A 17,252-nucleotide genomic window follows, 5' to 3' on the forward strand; every position below is an offset into this window, starting at 1 on the left:
ACCGGAGGGCTGCTCCGCTTCTCCTTCCATACATATGTCTTCAAGGTTATCCCTTCGTCCCCCCTGCTGTCAATCCAGAAACGAAATATTTCTGCAATGACAAGAAAAGCAAAGAGATCGGGACTGCAATTAATACAGAACCCGCAGCGAACAATGTGAACTCATTTCCGAACTGATCGGCAATCATTTCATAAAGTCCTACCGCAAGTGTGAATTTATCTTCCGAACGTAGCAAGATACGAGCCAGGATAAAGTCTGTGAACGGGGTGATGAAAGTAAACAGGCAAATGACCGCAATCATCGGTTTCGCAAGCGGCATAACAATCTGCCAGAAAATACGCAAGTTCCCTGCACCGTCCATACGAGCGGATTCGTCCAACTCTTTCGGAATGGTATCTAAGTACCCTTTCATCAAGTACGTGTTCATCGGAATCGCGCCACCTGTGTAAACAAGGATCAAGGCAAGGTGGGTATCAAGCAATCCTGTTAAGTTCGCCAGGGCATAGATCGCAATCAAAGCAGCGAAGTTTGGAATCATCTGTAGAATCAAAAAGGTCATCAAACCATTTTTACGACCGACAAAACGGAACCTTGAGAAAGAATAGGCGGTCATACACACGAGCGCAACAGAAAGCAGCATCGTCAGAACACAAATTTTAATCGTATTCCAATACCAAATCAGATAGTCGCTCTGTGCTGGATCGAACAACTCTTTATAGTGTTTCAATGTTGCGTCTTTAGGGATGATTGAGGAGCCTGATAAACTGTTCCCCGGGTTAAAAGAAGATCCGACAATCCATAGAATCGGGTATAGGATAATCGCGATCATAGCCAAAATCACAATGTACGAAAACGTCAGCTGGATCACACGTTGTTTGTTTTTCATATTACATCATATCCTCTTCTTGGAATGATTTCGTTCTTCTGAACTGCCACAAGGCTACGGTAATGACGATCAAGGACAGGATCATCGTAATCGCTGCCGCCTTTCCGTATTGGGCAGATGTCATCGTCAAGTTGTAGATCCAGGATATCAAGATATCTGTTCCACCTGCATTCTGTTCAGGAACAGCCGGACCTCCCCCATTGAAGAGGAAAATAACATTAAAGTTGTTGAAGTTGAACGTATACTGGGTAATCATAATTGGTGCTGTCGCATACAAAACGAGCGGCAGCGTAATGCTTCTGAATTTCTGAAAAATGGAAGCACCATCGACATCTGCTGCTTCATAAAGTTCATTCGGAATCGACTGCAGAACACCCGTAACCATGGCAAAAATGAACGGGAATCCAAGCCAAGTCTGAATCATGATCAACGCGATTTTCGTGTATGTCGGGTTCGTCAGCCATGGAATATCACCAAGACCAAAGACAGCCAGGATATCCCGGTTAATGGTACCGAACGTTTCATTGAACATGCCTGCAAAAACAAGAATCGATACGAATGCAGGAACAGCCCAAGGCAAAATGAAAATGGTACGGATCGTCTTTTGGAATATGATCCCATTCTGATTCATCAATACAGCAAGGAAAATTCCTAAAGCGATCTGTAACGTTGTCGCCCCAAACGTCCAAATAACCGTCCAGGCAAGAACACTGAAGAAGGTTTCTCTCCAAATAGGAATATTAAAGATATCAATGAAGTTTTGGAAACCTACCCAATCCACTAGATTAGCTGGTGGGGAATGGTATAAATCATAGTTTGTAAAAGATAGCAGGATGACAAATAAAATTGGAAAAATAACCACAAACACAAGCAGTAAAAACCCTGGTGTCATCATTAAGTAAGGAAACCCACCGCCTACGAGGTTTTGATACTGCTGTCTGATCGAGTTGGGTGCTTCGTTAAGGTCTCTTTGTTTTCCCACTTTAAAAGCATCTCTTAAATTGAACGCATAAACACCTAATCCTAGTATCGTAACGATCAACGTCAAGATTCCTTCTACAAGCAGAACGATGGAATGATCATAATTGGGATCGGTTCCAAGCGTAACAAGACCCCAAAATCCGAATTGAAGCAAGTCGGAAAAGGCAATGAAAAAAGAGGCCATTAAAATGAGAAAAGCAGAGCCTTTAAAAATCTGTTTATTATAGAATTGACCAAATCCAGGTAGGATCGACAGCCCTAAAGCAATCTTTCGATGGTTCGTCGTTGTTTGCGTCTTTTTCTTTTTTTGATGCTTTGGCTGACGCTTCTTTTGTTCCTCATCGTTTATCTTCTGTTGACGTTCCCCCATGTTCAATCTCCTTTCTTTCTATCCAACACGTAACCCTGTTTTTTAAAAAAACAGAGCCGGACCCGACAGACGGGTTCGGCTCTGCCCGATAATTAATTGCCTCCGTGATTGGATTCAATTTGTTGTTCAATCGTACTTTGTGCTTCATTCAGTGCGTCTTCAGGCTCGGACTTACCAGTTGCGACAACTTGCAAGGCCTGTGCCATCGGCTCCCAAACCTCACCCATCTCAGGGATGTTCGGCATTGGAACCGCCCGCTCAGATTGAACAGCTACTGCACGTGCTTTTTCGTTGTCCGCAATAATTGGATCTTCAATCAATGTTTTCACTGGAGGAATTTCATTTGTTTCTTCATAACGGATTTTTGCATTTTCTTCGTTCGTGATCCACTTGATCAACTCTGTCGCCCACTCTTTATTTTCAGAAGCAGAAGACAAGTGCCAGCCTTTCACACCAACGAATGTTTGTGGATATTCACCATTTGGAAGCTTCGGAAGTGGTGCAACACCATAATCGATTCCTGCTTCGTTCAATGCTTGATATGCCCATGGTCCGTCCATCATTGAAGCAACGTTACCTTCTTGGAAAAGGCCGTCTTTCGCTGATCCGCCGCTTTCACCGATGATTCCGGATGGGAATACTTCCTCGTACCATTTTTGGATGTACTGGGCACCTTCAACAGCACCTTCATTACTCAAACCAAGATCTTGTGGATTCAATGCTCCACCTTCTTCACCGAATACATATCCACCGTAACCAGCCATGATGGAGTTTCCGAAGTAGAAGTTATCCCATAGGGCCAAGAAGCCGTATTGATCACCATTATTGAACTCTTTGGTGAACTCAAACAGTTCATCGAAGTTTTCAGGTACTTCTGTCATATGTTCTTTGTTATAAATGAAAACCGGAGTTTCGGTAGACTTTGGAAGTCCGTAAAGGTTTCCATCGTATGTTTGTGCCTGGATGGAAGCTTCTGTATAAAGATCTGTCACAGTGCCGTCCACTTCAATTGGAGAAAGCAGACCTTCAATGGCGAACTGACCGATTTGGTCATGTGGCAGTGTTAAAACATCAGGGCCTGTCCCAGCCGGTCCGTCCAGACGAAGTTGTTCTCCCATTTTCGTCGCCATATCCAACTCTTTGAATTCTACTTCGATGCCATGTTCCTCTTCGAAACTAGCAATCGCAGGCTCAAGGCCGACACCTTTTTCTTTATCTTCCCAAACGACCAGCTTTTCAGGTTTTTCAGGCATGCCGTCTTCTGAGGATTCAGAAGATGTATCGTCACTACCAGAATCTCCTCCACTCGCTTCCTCTTCACGATCCGGTGCACACGCAGCCAGCATCGCAACCGTAAGAAAAGCGATAAACAATAAGCTCAACCACTTTTTCATACTAACTCCCCCTAATAGTTTCCTAATGGATATGTAACGCAATCCAGTGAAACCGATTGCACACATCTTGATTCTAATTATACAAACTAAAAATATATTTGCAAGCGTTTTCTTATAAAATATTAAAATTATGTTTCACTATCTATAACAGTACGTTAACGCTTTCACATTTTCATTGACTTCCCTATCTTTCTTCTATAGTTTTAATTAATAGAAACGCATGATTATGTGCAAACGCTTGTTCAGAAAGGATGAATATTGATGTTCAAAGAAGCCGTCTACCACAGACCGAAGAATAACTACGCTTACGCGTATGATGAGAAGATCATCCACATTCGTTTACGAACAAAAAAAGAGGATGTTGATACTGTCCAGCTCGTTCATGGAGATCCTTACAACTGGGCGGATGGCCATTGGCAGACCGAACAGAAGCCAATGGTAAAGTCCGGCTCTGATGAACTTTTTGACTATTGGTTTGCAACCTTAGAGCCCACCTTCCGCAGACTGCGATACTCCTTTTTACTGCAGGGTGGAGAAGAACAAACGGTTTTCACCGAAAAAGGATTTTATGATGAGGTGCCATTAGATGATACGGCCTACCACTTCTGCTTCCCGTTCCTGAACAGCATCGATGTTTTTCAGGCACCGGAGTGGGTGAAGGATACAGTATGGTATCAAATTTTCCCAGAACGGTTTGCCAACGGAGATTCCTCTCTGAACCCTGATGGGAATTTGCCATGGGGAAGCACAGAACCAACACCAACAAACTTTTTTGGGGGAGACTTTCAAGGGGTGATCGACCACCTCGATCATTTAGAAGAACTCGGCATCAATGGCATCTACTTCACGCCGATTTTCAAGGCTCATTCCAACCATAAATACGACACGATCGACTATATGGAAATCGATCCACAATTCGGTGATAAAGAAACCTTCCGCAAGCTCGTGAAAGAATGTCACAAACGAGGCATTCGGGTCATGTTGGATGCCGTTTTTAATCATAGCGGTTACTACTTCAAACCATTTCAGGATGTATTGAAAAATGGAATCGATTCCGAATATGCAGACTGGTTCCATTTAAGAGAAGACAAAGTCGTCACAGAGCCTGTCCCGAACTACGATGCTTTCGCTTACGTGTCCAGCATGCCGAAGCTCAATACAGAGAACCCTGAGGTCAAAAATTATCTTCTGAAAGTCGCACGCTATTGGGTGGAAGAGTTTGATATTGACGGGTGGCGACTGGATGTTGCGAATGAAGTGGACCATGCCTTTTGGAGAGGATTCCGTCAAACCGTCAAGGAAACCAAAACGGACGCTTATATCCTTGGTGAGATTTGGCACGATTCAATGCCATGGCTTCAAGGAGATCAATTCGATGCTGTCATGAACTATCCATTCACAAACGCAGTCATAAACTTTTTCGCTAAGAAAAAAATAGGGCTGGAGCAATTCAAGAATGAACTGTCCCATGTTCAGCATATGTATCCTGTATCCGTCAATGAAGTCGCGTTCAACCTTCTTGACAGCCACGACACGCCAAGAGTTCTGACCTACGCTGATGGAGATAAACGAGCCGCTAAATTGATGTACCTTTTCCAGCTTTCTTATGAAGGGACTCCTTGCATCTATTATGGAGATGAAATCGGCATGACAGGCGGCGAAGACCCTGGCTGCCGAAAATGCATGATCTGGGACGAAGAAGATCAAGATCAGGAGTTGTTTTCTTTTATACAAAAACTGATCGCTCTTCGTAAATCAGAGCCAGCGTTTGGTAATCAAGGCCGGTTCTCATTTGTTGATTACGGAAAACATGTCCTTGCCTATGAGAAAAAGTCAGACGAGCAGTCCCTGTTGTTCTTGATTAACCTTACATCCGATCCCATTTCTATCGAAGATGCTTCACCATCGAGAATCGTGGATGGTGACCAAAACTCTAAAGTAAAAGGGGAAAAAGCTACCTTAAGTCCATCTGGATATTTAATTTTGGAGAAAAAGTAAGTAGAGGAGTCTTTCCATGACTCAAGCTAAAAAACTAACGTTGTTCGCCCTCACATGGCCGATTTTCATTGAAGTTCTGCTTCACATGTTGATGGGTAACGCCGATACACTCATGCTCAGTCAGTACTCCGACGATGCCGTGGCGGCCGTCGGAGTTTCCAATCAAATCCTTTCCGTTGTCATCGTCATGTTCGGATTCGTTGCGACGGGGGCAGCGATTTTAGTCGCGCAAAACCTCGGGGCTGAACAAAAGAAAGAGGCAGGAAGCATATCCGTCACGTCACTCAGTGTCAACTTATGGTTTTCGCTCCTTCTAAGCTTCGCGCTCTTTGTATTCAGCGAACAAATCCTGAGTGTCATGGATCTGCCGGCTTCTCTTATGGGAGACGCCACGGACTATATGAACATTGTGGGCGGACTTATTTTTGTCCAGGCCATGCTGATGACGATCGGAGCGCTTTTAAGAAGCTATGGTCACACGAAAGATCCCATGTATGTCACGATCGGCATGAACATCCTGAACGTCATCGGCAACTACTTTGTTATTTTCGGTCCGTTCGGTTTTCCCGTCTTTGGAGTAGAAGGTGTCGCTTATGTGACAGCAATTTCGAGAGCTTTCGGCTTTTTCGTTCTCCTGTTATTGCTCATCAAACGTGTGTCCGGGGATCTGCCCTGGCGCTCTTTTTACCACTATGAAAAAGAGCACATTAAAAATCTACTTCATATCGGTGTCCCGTCTGCCGGAGAGCAGCTTTCCTACAATGCCAGTCAGATGGCCATCACCTATATTGTCGCCCAAATGGGAGCGACCGCGATTACGACGAAAGTCTATGCCCAAAACCTGATGATGTTCATTTTTCTATGCTCCATCGCCATTGGGCAAGGTACGCAAATTTTGATCGGTCATCATATAGGCGCAAAAGAAACGGAGAAAGCTTACCGGCAATGTATTCGGAGCTTACAGTTAGCCATTGTTATCTCTTTATCCGTGGCCGTTGTTTTCTATTTTTCCAGTGACTTTTTGCTTGGTCTCTTCACAGAAGACTCAACCATTTTAGCAACAGGAAGCATCTTGTTATTGCTAACGGTTCTACTGGAGCCGGGACGCGCCTTCAACCTCGTTGTCATCAATTCGTTAAGAGCCGCTGGCGACGTGCGTTTCCCAGTCATTGTCGGAGTCCTATCGATGTGGGGAGTTCAGGTGACCATCGCCTGGATATTCGGTCTTTATTTTGCCTATGGACTGATCGGCATCTGGATCGGCTTCATCGTGGATGAATGGCTGCGCGGTGTCCTTATGCTGCGAAGATGGAAATCGAGGATATGGCTGAAAAAATCTTTTGTCACTCAAAATGAAAAAGCGCGCAGTCAAGCGAATACAAGCTGACCGTGCGCTTTCTTCTATTCTAATGGATATATTTGGTGTACCAGGTCATACATAAAATGGAAATTAAAGTCATCATCTTGCCTTTACCCCTTCACTAAGGTTGCTTGAGAAGGTTTTTAGTTTGTTCATATCGGAAACGTCTTCTTCAAATAACGGGATTTGAATTAGCTGCTGTTCTTTGAATTTCCCTCTGATTTCCTCAAGGTACGTTTCTTCTTGTTTTCGTCTTTTTGCAAGAAATTCACCGTCTGCATAATCGGGCAGGACTTTATTAACGATCAGAGTCTTAACTATCAAGTCATGCTGTTTCAATTTCCGAATCGCCTGCTCTGTTTCGAGGATCGGAAGCCGCTCTGGTATTAAAACAAATACAAACCCAGTCTGAACAGGATCAAGAATCACTTTCCTTACTGCAGCAAATTTTTCTTTCCTACGCTGCAACACATCGTAAATCGGATCATCGACAGGATCGCCATCATTTAACAGCTGGGTGTAGTTGTCGTTAATCTTTTTCCTGCGTTCAAGCATCCCGTCAATCCAAACACTCATTAGCTCTGGCAAAGTCAATAGACGGATCGTATGCCCTGTTGGTGCTGTATCAAATACGATCTTGTCAAAGTGCTCGGATTCTTCCAGAATAATCGAGATGAGACGGTCGAATAAGGCGGCTTCATCCGCTCCGGGAGATGCACTAGCCATATCAATCTGCCTGTGAACCTCTTCGACCATTTTCGATTTCACAAGGCCTTCCAAATTATCTTTCACACCTGCAATGTACCGCTTAGATTCATAAAAGGGATCGATTTCAATTCCCCAGAGGTTTTCCATTAATGCCGTCTTCTCATGATTGACTTTTTCGTGAAAAATATCTCCAAGGTTATGGGCAGGATCTGTAGATACGACAAGGGTGCGATGCCCTTCTTTCGCAAACGCAACAGCAAGTGCAGCGGAGGATGTTGACTTCCCTACTCCTCCTTTTCCACCCACGAAAATAACTTTATTCTTATGCAAACCTTCCATGCTACTTCCTCCTCTAACAACAACGAATGCCATCGAGTGGAGACTTTTCCATCCCCATCCGCAAGTGCCAATCGTGGAACTTTTCAATGATGTGCGGGTATAACTCTAACGTATAATAAAAAGCCGGATTCGGTATCCCTAACATATCTGAATACACAAGAAGTAAAAAGAGGTCATCTTCATCCCTCAGTTCCCTGGCAATTTCCTGTTTGTGAGGGAGGCTTAACACTTCATCATAAAACTCAAATAACCGTTTTAACGAAAATTTTTTCTCCATGCCTCTCCCCCCTTATTTTCTATCCATCTACCATTAATGAACAAGCTATTGTATCGCATTCGAAAAAAAATCGACCGTAACGCACTCCAAATGGATATATGTCCTTGCTTTACGTGCTTGATAAAATAAACGAAAATGGCCAGGAGATTCCTTGGATCTACATAATCCACATGAATCCCTTCGCTCTGGTTGTTTCTATACCACTCCCCTAGATTTTCCCGATCCTGGTCGTGATGCTTAAATTCTTCTTTCATATTGATGAAACCATCGTCATCGCTGCATATCCCTCCACAACACCCCATGCCAATTTCTTTCTCAGGGCGAATGATCATGATTTCTTTCATGGTGTCGATGCTCCTTTCAAGGAAAAAGAAAGCCGACAATGCCGGCTTCCTTTTATGATTACGCACTTTTCTCAATAGAATCGTCACGATTCCCTGCAATCGCAGAAAACGCTGTAATGAGGATCCAGAAAGTAAACACAAGGATGATTGCGCCGAAAGTAAACAGCATCCAGTCGCTTCCATCATTCCATGGCGCCCACTCGGTCACCACCTGATCAATCATGGCCCACAACGTCATAAACATGAGGAAGACCATCGGAATGATCGTCGGCAGATAGTTTCGTCCTTGACGTTTCAACCAAATGGAAACGAGTAACAGACTAATACCTGCCAGGAGCTGGTTCGAGGTCCCGAATAAAGGCCAAAGCAAGTATCCACCAGAACCGAACCCTTTAGGACCTTGAGGTATTAACGTAAGAGCGGCACTGGATACAACCGCAACCGTTGTTGCCACATGGGTTTTCGTCAATGGCGTCACTTTATATTCCGTTCCCAGTTCTGCAATAATATAGCGCATCAAACGGACAGAAGAGTCCAACGTCGTTGCGGCAAAACTGACGACGATGACGGAAACGATCGTTGCTGCAACAGAGGCAGGAATACCAAGTCCAGAAGCAAGCTGTCCTGCACCCTGGATAAAGACGCCAAGTCCCGCACCACTCGCCGCTGTAAATCCGCTATACGTCGCTGAAAATTCACCTGCTGTTGGGAAAAATGTAACAACAGCGATAATCGCAACAAGAGCCAATGCCCCTTCACCGACAGAGCCTAAATAACCGACAAAACGAGCGTCTGTTTCTTTATTCAACTGTTTCGAAGATGTTCCCGATGATACAAGACCGTGGAAACCGGAAATCGCTCCACAGGCAATCGTAATGAACAATAGCGGGAACCAGGATGTATCCGCAGAAGCGTTTGTCACTGGTGCCGTGATTTCAGGGTTTGTGAAAAGCAGTCCCAAATACAGAAGACCAAGTCCAACAATCAATTGGTGAGAGTTGATATAGTCTCTTGGCTGCAACAACTTCCAAACCGGCAAGGTGGAAGCGATATACACGTACACCATCAACACGACAATCCATACGAAGAAGGCCATGGACGTCGCATTCAAACCAAATAATGTTGAAGCACCTTCGCCACCGAAATAGCGGACAAGGTCAATTTGCAGTGCAGGTACATAACTCGCAACGATTGCAGCTAAATACATGACCGCAAGCGCAACAATGGATGGCAGCAGCATATTTCCCTGCTTTTTATACACGCTGTAGCCGATCCAAATGGCCAATGGTATTTGAATGAAAACAGAAAGTACGCTTGCCGGGAATGAAATGAATAGATTCGCAATGACCCACGCGAAGACGGCGTTTACCATTAAAACAAGCAGTAAAATGATAAATAAAAACAACACTTTTGCTTTTTGCCCAATCAACTTACTGGCAAGCGTCCCGATGGACTGTCCTTTATTTCTCACCGACAAAACAAGTGTACCGAAATCGTGGACACCGGCAGCAAAAACGGTTCCTAACAATACCCAAAGCACGGCCGGCAGCCAGCCCCAATACACAGCAATTGCTGGTCCAACAATCGGCGCCGCCCCTGCGACGGAAGTGAAGTGGTGTCCCCACAAAACGAATTTATTCGTCGGGACAAAATCGACACCATCCTTATACTGATGGGCGGGTGTGACATAGTTCGGATCAAGACGATAGATCTTTTCGGCAATGAATTTCGAATAATACCGATAACCTAGAAAAAAGATGAGACCACCAACCACAGCTAACCAAATCCCACTCACAAAAACCCTCCTCAATCTACAAAAGTATGTATGCGTTTACATTTAAATGTATTATATATTACTTTCCTTTCTGAATTCAATGCGATATACAGATTTTTCTGAAAATATTAGATATAAAAAAGAGAGAAGCTCCTGCTTCCCTCTTATTGAGCGGATGTACTTACCTCTTCATATTTTTTGACAGAACGTGTCATTCCTAAGAAGGCAGGCTTCCCATTTGGCAATTTACCGAAAAGCAAGCTTGCAAAAGGAAAATAGCGGTGAGCGAGCCATATGATGACGTAACAGAAAAATAAGGTCAGGACGAACCTTGTGGAGATTCCAATATGAAACCAGTAGTTATTAGGTGTTGGAATAACTTGAGCTACTGCTTTTAATACAATAGGATGTAGCAAATAAAATCCAAAAGAATAAACCGCTACATTTTTAACGTATGGCAGAATGGGCTGCCATTTTCGAGCAATGATTTCCATTAGACGGAACATGGTATAGCTTCCAGCCATCATATAAATCAGATTCAAAACTAAATAAGTCCACCCTGGTAAATAAAAGGAAGAAACGGTATAGAGATGGTAGTAGAGCTGGACAGTTGCAATGCCAGCGGCAACCGCAACAAAAACCCATGCAAAGGTAGATTTGTTATAAATTCTTTGTTTTTGTTCTTTAAAGTTAATCCCAATCCAGGCCCCTAATAGATACGGCCCCATACTGCTCAAAAAGAAAGTAAAAGGAATAAGTTGATACTCGCGATTGAAAAAATGGTACCCAACGGCAATCAGCATTCCAAAAAGCCATAGATACTTTCTAAAAAACGTTACTTTCTTTACTACAAATAATATAGCTGGGAAAAATAGATAAAATTGCACAATCAAGAATATGAAATGGAGCTGATAGAAAGACTCCCCTTTTAAAATGCGCATACCAATTTCACTAACATCAAAAGGTACAGCTCCTATATAAATGGAGTAAGCTTCATAAAATAACGCCCAAACAAGATAAGGAACAACAATATATAACGCTCTCTTTTTATAGAAAGCCTTTAACTCATTCCAATCCATTCTTTGTCCAATATATTTATAGAAGAACACCATAGCCGTGATCATAATGAAAATTCCTGCTTCTATTCTTATAATTCTATTAAGGAAATGATATTTAGCAAAGGCATCCCCATCTGCTGGTAGTATGGAGGCATACGTTCCTGTAACGTGAACCAGAACCACCATGACCATGGCAAAGAGCCTTAATAGAAAGATCGACTCAATTTTTTCTCTAGCCATTTTTCATCATCCTCTATCAAAATCATGATCTAAACTCAGGTCATCTTACCATGGTCCAGCTCTATTTTTAGGGTTGTTGCCATTTTATAATCTCTTTTTTAATTAAGGTAATATTTAAGGTAGAATTTGGACATTTGGCAACGATTAATTAGCATCAATTTTCCCAAGGAAGAAACCATCCACTTCATCAAGCTTTCCACGCCAGTAAAAACTTCCTTCAGAAGGCGTGGGCTTGGAGTCCCCATTGTACACTTGCGCTTCTTCTAAATGGATATAGCTGATTTCCTCATGCGCATAGTTGACCTCACTAGCACGCGACAATTTCTCACTCAGTTCCTGAGAAATTTCATTTCCATTTTCAAACGTCCGGCTCAACGATTGCATGTATTTCTTTGCAGATACAGTCGTTCCAGTAACTAATGCTCCATTGACGTTCAACGTAAGATCAAGGGAAAAATCTCCTTGGTTTGCCGCTTTTACAAAGTTTAGTAGAATATTATCCATTTATCTTCTTCCCTTCTATAGTCATTTTTACTTTGTGGTATCGTCATTAACGGTTAATGTTGTCTTCCCTGTCTTCACTGTTTCTTGATTTTCATCTTCTTCATTGTTCACAGGTTCTTCACTATTTTGTTCAACATCATTTTCTTCGTTGTTCACTGGTTCCTCACTTTTTTGTTCCGCATCATCTTCTTCATTAGTCCCTGGCTCTTCATTTTCCTGTTCCACATCATTCTCAGGTCTTTCTTCTTCTGTTCCCTCATTAGCTTCGTTGACTGATTCTTCATCCTCAGCCTGATCGGTCTCCTCCGTAGCAGCCGCTTCATCAGGTGATTCCAGTTGTTTTTGAGAAAGATCCGCACCATTCAAGGAACGTGTTTCTTCCTTTTCTTCCTCCTCATCAGAACCGGTTTTCACTTTGTCTTTCACACGACCGACAATCTCACTCGTTTTATCCTTCGTTTGGTTTTTCAAATCCTTCAGCTGCCCACCGGCTTTTTCTGCTTTTTCCTTCATGCTTCCTTTATCTTCTTCTGCGCGATTCGGTTTTAAGAAATAGCCTGCCGCTGCACCAAGAACTCCGCCTACAATGGCTTTGGTCACCCGATGACTGCTTTTACTTTCCGTTTCCTGCTGGTTGTTTTCTTCATTCGTCGGGTTGGTCAACTTTGTTTTAGATTCGCTCATGGTCCATCTCTCCTTTTATTTTTGGTGTACTTTCTGCATGTTTTTCTCCAATTGTTCAATGCGTTTTTGCAGTTCTTCATTTTCTTTTTCCAATGCTTCCGTGTTCGATTGAGCGGCTTTCGAATTCAAATACGGGTCGGTTTCCCACCAGTCCATGCCGATTTCTTTCGCTTTATCGACAGAGGCGACGATGAGGCGGATTTTGATTGTCAAAAGCTCCACATCTGCAAGCCCCACCCTGATATCTCCAGCGATGACCACCCCTTTGTCCAATACGGTTTCTAACACATCCACAATACTGTTCGATTGAGTCGGGTGTTCAATGGACATCTATGATGCCTCCTTTTTATAACAAATTGCCTAAAGGTCCGAGATCGATATTGAGATCTTCATCATTCAGGTCAAATATTTCTTTCAGTTCATCCATTTTCACCTCAAGGTTCATAAGAGCCACACCCAGCTGCTCGATCTGCTCTTCCGACAACGTTCCACCATCAACACGGCGGATCGCTTGTTTTTCCACGAGTTGACGCAGCAGCTCGATGACAGTTAAGACGAGTTGCGCAAGTCCTTGCTCCGCACCCTCCGGGTCTAAATTGAGCCGGCCGCTTTTAAATGGCTGCTCTTGTAAATTACTTTGTGACACGTTCCAACGCCTCCTTTTCCTTGTCCAGCGTTTTAGAGTTCAAAGCGTCATCCAAACTGGATTGGACCAATGTTTCTACAGAGGAAATCAATACTTTCAAATCCACATAAACAAGGTCAATCCCAGCAATGGATATGATGATATCCCCCTTGATGGCAACTCCTTTATCCAGAACGGTATCTAAGATATCAATAAGGGCAATATCCTGGTTTTCAAAGTTTTCTCTGTAGGACACTCATCCCACCTCACTTTTAGAGATTGACGAAAAGTGATAAGGGGGCCACGGCCCTGTCACTTCAATCACCCAGCCTGCCTTTTCTCCTTGCTCATTCGCTGTTGTTATATCCTTTAAAAAAGTTTCTACTTTTTCGAGATCGATTAAGTAGGCACCATTCCAACACATATCCGCATCTTTTCCGGTGACATTCTTATTCCAGACTTTTTTCTCAGCTGTGTCTTCACATAGTGCCTCCCACTCACTATGTAATTGTCTTACGTATTTTTGCTGTTCCTGTAATACTTGCTGATCAATGGACTGATCTAATTTTTTCCTTTGCAAGTACTGCATCCCTTTAGACATCTTGGAGATTTCTTCTTTCTTCTTTTGAATCTCAGGATGATGGTCCGCCACTTGTTCCTTTAAACGGTCAGAGTGATTGTAGATTTTGATGTTCCACTCTTCTTTTCCTTTTAACTTCTCCAGAAGCGTCATCCATTCTTTTTCATGGGCACCCATCTTCTTTTTCAAACTTTCTTCGTTCTGGAAAAGCGTACAAAACTTCATCGGGATTAAGGTGAGAGCATTCTTCAAGCTTATTAATATTTCATGATGAAGATAAGCCTTCTCCTGCACCCATTCCATTTGTTTTGTATTTGTTTCCAATGCCTCTTCTCCAAACTCATCTTCCTCGACTCTGCTGACGATTGCTGAACACCAGCCATAATCCAGCACTTCAAGACCGCCATTCCCGTCGATCCCCGTCAGTTCAGAAAATGCTTCAGAATCTACTTCTTCTTTTAACGTGATTCCATACAAATACAGTAGCCTTTCCATCTTGAAAACTCCCTACTTCCTTTTCGTCATGCTCTCCCATTGCTCCATCTCACGCTTTTTGGCGATTTCATATCGTATCAGCAGTTCTTCTTCCTGCTCCTCATAATGCTCTTCCGATATCTCTTCCAATTCATACATCATTTGCAGCTGAATCAATTTCTTTTGAATGTGCTCGAGATCGTACATTTCCTTATCCACTTCTTCTTTCACATGCTCTCCGACTTTTTTTATTAAATGAATGGGCGAAGTGAATAGTTTTTGAATCATGAGGCTTCTACTTTCAACTTGATGTTGATGAAATTATACGCAGGCCACGGTCCTGTATATTTGAAATCAACATATTCCTTCCACCGCTCATGCAGCTCATTAACTTTCTTATCGAACGCCTCTTCTTTTTCCCGGTCGATTAAATAAGCTCCATTCAAGAGCATTTTTTCACCAATCGTATCATTCACCTGAGAGGCCTCTGCTAATTGGTCCAAAGGGGCGTGAATGGTGGTTTCGATCTCTTTTTGAATCTTGGTGAAAAAGTCACGAGCCATCTCTCCAAGCTGAATCCGGTCGAAATATCCGGCCGCTTCTGATTTGTTCGCTACCGTTTCCTTTTTCTTTTTCACCCGGTCGTTCTGATTGATCTGCTCTTCCAGCCATTCTCTTTTACCAACGATTTTCAAACCAATTTCAATTTTATCCCGAACTTCGACAAACAACTTTTCCAGTTGAGGATAAAGGTTTTCGATGAGCACTTGCGTATCTTCTTTCGTATTAAAAACATTCCCAAAACTGATGGGAACGACAGAACTCTCCGTTTCCATGACTCTCGAAATTACTTGCTGGTGAGTCATGAGTGCTTTTTTCTTCGGGTGATAGATTTTAATCGGTGCTTCTACAGCTACCATGGCCGCATCTTTATGATGGACCGTGAAAACTTCCTTTTCTTCGCCTTCAAATTCAATCGTACCGAAACTCTTCTGCTCTGATGTTTGAATACAACAGAAAACATAGATTCCCATTTGTTCACTCATAAACAGACTACCTCCTAAACCTTTTTGCAATGATCAAGAATGATTTTCCTTGCTTTCTCTTCATCCTTCGTCATCGATAATACGGAAAAATAAGTCATATCCAGACACAGGTTCTGAAATGCTTCATCCTTTCCATCCACACGCACGCTTGTTTTTTCAGCAATATCAGCAATCATGATCGAGGCACGCAAACTTAGAAAATCTTCCTTCTCATCCATCGATTTTTTCACTTCTCTTACAAAGCGGACGATGGCTTCGGCTTTCTTCTGCTTCATTTTCGTCCTCTCCATCACAACTGCCACCTCAGCTTCCAAACTCATGGCATTCATCGGGATGGAAATCATCCGATCCATTAACGCATCCTGCGTGTCGTAAACTCCGATATATTCAGCCGGATTACTCGTGAAAATGACCCTGAAATCAGGATGAACCCTCACGTGTGAATCCTTACTTTTCGATCCATATAAAGGAAGGATTTTTTCTTCAAGAACAGATAAAAACAAATTGTTCGTTTCCGGACTTGATCTTGTGAACTCGTCATACACCAAGGTATGTCCATGTTTCACCGCTTCATAAAGATGTCCGCTTACCCAATCTTCCGTGACATTTTCTTCAATCTTTTGAACGGTCCTTACAAAATTATCATTCAGCTTTTTCCGGCTGTACCCTTTGTAAGCGCCAATCAAGTCGTCATTGGTCAAATCCTTATTGCCTGAAAGGAGCGTTACAGGCTTGTTTCTTTGCTTCGCCACATGGATAGCAAGCGTCGTTTTCCCGATGCCTGATGGACCTGTATAGTGAACAGGATAACCGGCTGATAAATAGTTTAGAGAACGCCGGATCAGGCTTTTAAAGAAGGGTTGATCATAAACGTGTTGGTTTGTAGAAGGACGATTGCTGCTTTGTTTAAGTACACTCATCATCCCTACTCCTACTGCTCGACCTGTTCTTCAATGTCGGTGCGATATCTGAGGCTTAAACGTGAAAAGCCTGTTACTTCACTGTTCTCATCAAGAAAAACTTCATATAACCCGACCATTTGATCCCTGGCATACTTTTTCATATATTCCTTTTCTTCAATCACTTCGACCAACACCCGCCACTCCTGGTCTTTCTTTCTAGCGGAAATAATTTTATGTGGCGGTGCAATATTTTCATTGAAAAATTCGGTTACTTCATTCAAGACCTTCATAGCGGTGCATCCCTCTCTTTTCCTATCAAACTGTTTCTTTTATAGATGAGGAACAAGATGGAATTACGAAAATTCCACCCTATCCCTTTTCACTAAATACATGGGGCTTTTATATACTGAACTCTCCTCTTTCATTTGAAGAACGCGCGGATGACGACTGCTCTTCTTCACCTAGACGGCCTCCGAGTCCTTCCTCTTCAACCTCATCCCGCAGTAGACCGACAGCTTCTGCATATCTGAGCCATGTATCCACACTGGCAATGACTACTCTCGCTTCTACCGTAATCAATTCAATTCCCACAACGGAAACGCGGGCAAACGCATCGATCACAATCCCTTTATCCAAAATACGGTCAACCACTTCTGCAAGACTGGAACTATCTGTTGATTTTTGAATCGCCATGTTAAATCTCCTCTC

Annotated in this window: 20 protein-coding genes and 1 pseudogene; 2 read left to right on the forward strand and 19 right to left on the reverse strand. The window is 43.0% G+C overall.

From position 1 onward, the window contains the following. Positions 1-46: 46 nt before the first annotated feature. The 3 genes from DYE48_RS05800 to DYE48_RS05810 all read right to left on the reverse strand — a co-directional run bounded on the left by DYE48_RS05800 (position 47) and on the right by DYE48_RS05810 (position 3,631). Entirely contained in the window at positions 47-886 is an 840-nt protein-coding gene (locus DYE48_RS05800; protein WP_115822800.1) for a sugar ABC transporter permease, read from the reverse strand. Position 887: 1 nt separating this feature from the next. Further along, on the reverse strand, positions 888-2,237 hold the full coding sequence (locus tag DYE48_RS05805; RefSeq protein ID WP_115822801.1) for a carbohydrate ABC transporter permease: 1,350 nt from the start codon (positions 2,235-2,237) through the stop codon (positions 888-890). Between the two features lie 92 nt (positions 2,238-2,329). Then, positions 2,330-3,631, reverse strand: a complete 1,302-nt coding sequence (locus DYE48_RS05810) for an extracellular solute-binding protein (RefSeq protein ID WP_115822802.1) — start codon at positions 3,629-3,631, stop codon at positions 2,330-2,332. Between the two features lie 261 nt (positions 3,632-3,892). On the opposite strand from DYE48_RS05810, the gene DYE48_RS05815 reads away from it, so the two are divergent. Then, positions 3,893-5,629: a glycoside hydrolase family 13 protein gene (locus DYE48_RS05815; protein WP_115822803.1), complete on the forward strand. Its 1,737-nt coding sequence runs from the start codon at positions 3,893-3,895 to the stop codon at positions 5,627-5,629. Between the two features lie 16 nt (positions 5,630-5,645). Then, a complete protein-coding gene (locus DYE48_RS05820; RefSeq protein ID WP_115822804.1) occupies positions 5,646-7,016 on the forward strand; it encodes an MATE family efflux transporter in 1,371 nt (456 codons plus the stop codon). Between the two features lie 72 nt (positions 7,017-7,088). On the opposite strand, the gene DYE48_RS05825 is transcribed toward DYE48_RS05820, so the two are convergent. The 16 genes and pseudogenes from DYE48_RS05825 to gvpA form a co-directional block, all read right to left on the reverse strand. Further along, the gene (locus DYE48_RS05825; protein ID WP_115822805.1) at positions 7,089-8,036 is read right to left on the reverse strand and encodes an ArsA family ATPase; all 948 of its coding nucleotides are present in this window, start codon (positions 8,034-8,036) and stop codon (positions 7,089-7,091) included. A gap of 13 nt (positions 8,037-8,049) precedes the next feature. Further along, positions 8,050-8,313 (reverse strand): cory-CC-star protein, encoded by a 264-nt coding sequence (locus DYE48_RS05830; RefSeq protein WP_089651275.1) that lies wholly within the window; start codon positions 8,311-8,313, stop codon positions 8,050-8,052. Then, positions 8,292-8,657, reverse strand: a complete 366-nt coding sequence (locus DYE48_RS05835; RefSeq protein WP_147299270.1) for a hypothetical protein — start codon at positions 8,655-8,657, stop codon at positions 8,292-8,294. Before DYE48_RS05835 ends, DYE48_RS05830 begins: the two co-directional genes overlap by 22 nt. Positions 8,658-8,715: 58 nt before the next feature. Then, complete coding sequence (locus DYE48_RS05840; RefSeq protein ID WP_115822807.1) at positions 8,716-10,452, reverse strand: carbon starvation CstA family protein; 1,737 nt, start codon at positions 10,450-10,452, stop codon at positions 8,716-8,718. 143 nt (positions 10,453-10,595) lie between these two features. Beyond that, the gene (locus DYE48_RS05845) at positions 10,596-11,729 is read right to left on the reverse strand and encodes an acyltransferase (protein WP_115822808.1); all 1,134 of its coding nucleotides are present in this window, start codon (positions 11,727-11,729) and stop codon (positions 10,596-10,598) included. Positions 11,730-11,873: 144 nt separating this feature from the next. Beyond that, positions 11,874-12,233, reverse strand: a complete 360-nt coding sequence (gvpU, locus tag DYE48_RS05850; RefSeq protein WP_115822809.1) for a gas vesicle accessory protein GvpU — start codon at positions 12,231-12,233, stop codon at positions 11,874-11,876. A gap of 27 nt (positions 12,234-12,260) precedes the next feature. Continuing rightward, entirely contained in the window at positions 12,261-12,917 is a 657-nt protein-coding gene (locus DYE48_RS05855; RefSeq protein ID WP_115822810.1) for a YtxH domain-containing protein, read from the reverse strand. Positions 12,918-12,932: 15 nt separating this feature from the next. Continuing rightward, entirely contained in the window at positions 12,933-13,247 is a 315-nt protein-coding gene (locus DYE48_RS05860) for a gas vesicle protein (protein WP_115822811.1), read from the reverse strand. Between the two features lie 16 nt (positions 13,248-13,263). Beyond that, a complete protein-coding gene (locus DYE48_RS05865; RefSeq protein ID WP_115822812.1) occupies positions 13,264-13,563 on the reverse strand; it encodes a gas vesicle protein K in 300 nt (99 codons plus the stop codon). After that, positions 13,550-13,798 (reverse strand): gas vesicle protein, encoded by a 249-nt coding sequence (locus tag DYE48_RS05870; RefSeq protein WP_115822813.1) that lies wholly within the window; start codon positions 13,796-13,798, stop codon positions 13,550-13,552. Before DYE48_RS05870 ends, DYE48_RS05865 begins: the two co-directional genes overlap by 14 nt. Beyond that, complete coding sequence (locus DYE48_RS05875; RefSeq protein WP_115822814.1) at positions 13,799-14,617, reverse strand: GvpL/GvpF family gas vesicle protein; 819 nt, start codon at positions 14,615-14,617, stop codon at positions 13,799-13,801. It lies immediately after the preceding gene. A gap of 12 nt (positions 14,618-14,629) precedes the next feature. Further along, positions 14,630-14,884 (reverse strand): gas vesicle protein GvpG, encoded by a 255-nt coding sequence (locus DYE48_RS05880; RefSeq protein ID WP_115822815.1) that lies wholly within the window; start codon positions 14,882-14,884, stop codon positions 14,630-14,632. After that, positions 14,881-15,642, reverse strand: coding sequence for a GvpL/GvpF family gas vesicle protein (locus DYE48_RS05885; protein ID WP_115822816.1), 762 nt, complete (start codon positions 15,640-15,642; stop codon positions 14,881-14,883). The genes DYE48_RS05880 and DYE48_RS05885 overlap by 4 nt, the downstream gene beginning before the upstream one ends. A 14-nt stretch (positions 15,643-15,656) precedes the next feature. Next, complete coding sequence (gene gvpN / locus DYE48_RS05890; protein WP_115822817.1) at positions 15,657-16,562, reverse strand: gas vesicle protein GvpN; 906 nt, start codon at positions 16,560-16,562, stop codon at positions 15,657-15,659. An 11-nt stretch (positions 16,563-16,573) separates the two neighbouring features. Continuing rightward, positions 16,574-16,843: pseudogene (gvpO, locus tag DYE48_RS05895) on the reverse strand (gas vesicle protein GvpO); the annotation flags it as partial. 100 nt (positions 16,844-16,943) lie between these two features. Beyond that, complete coding sequence (gene gvpA / locus DYE48_RS05900; RefSeq protein ID WP_115822819.1) at positions 16,944-17,237, reverse strand: gas vesicle structural protein GvpA; 294 nt, start codon at positions 17,235-17,237, stop codon at positions 16,944-16,946. Between the last annotated feature and the right edge of the window lie 15 nt (positions 17,238-17,252).

Source organism: Halobacillus trueperi (genome assembly GCF_003386945.1).
Taxonomy (GTDB): domain Bacteria; phylum Bacillota; class Bacilli; order Bacillales; family Halobacillaceae; genus Halobacillus; species Halobacillus aidingensis.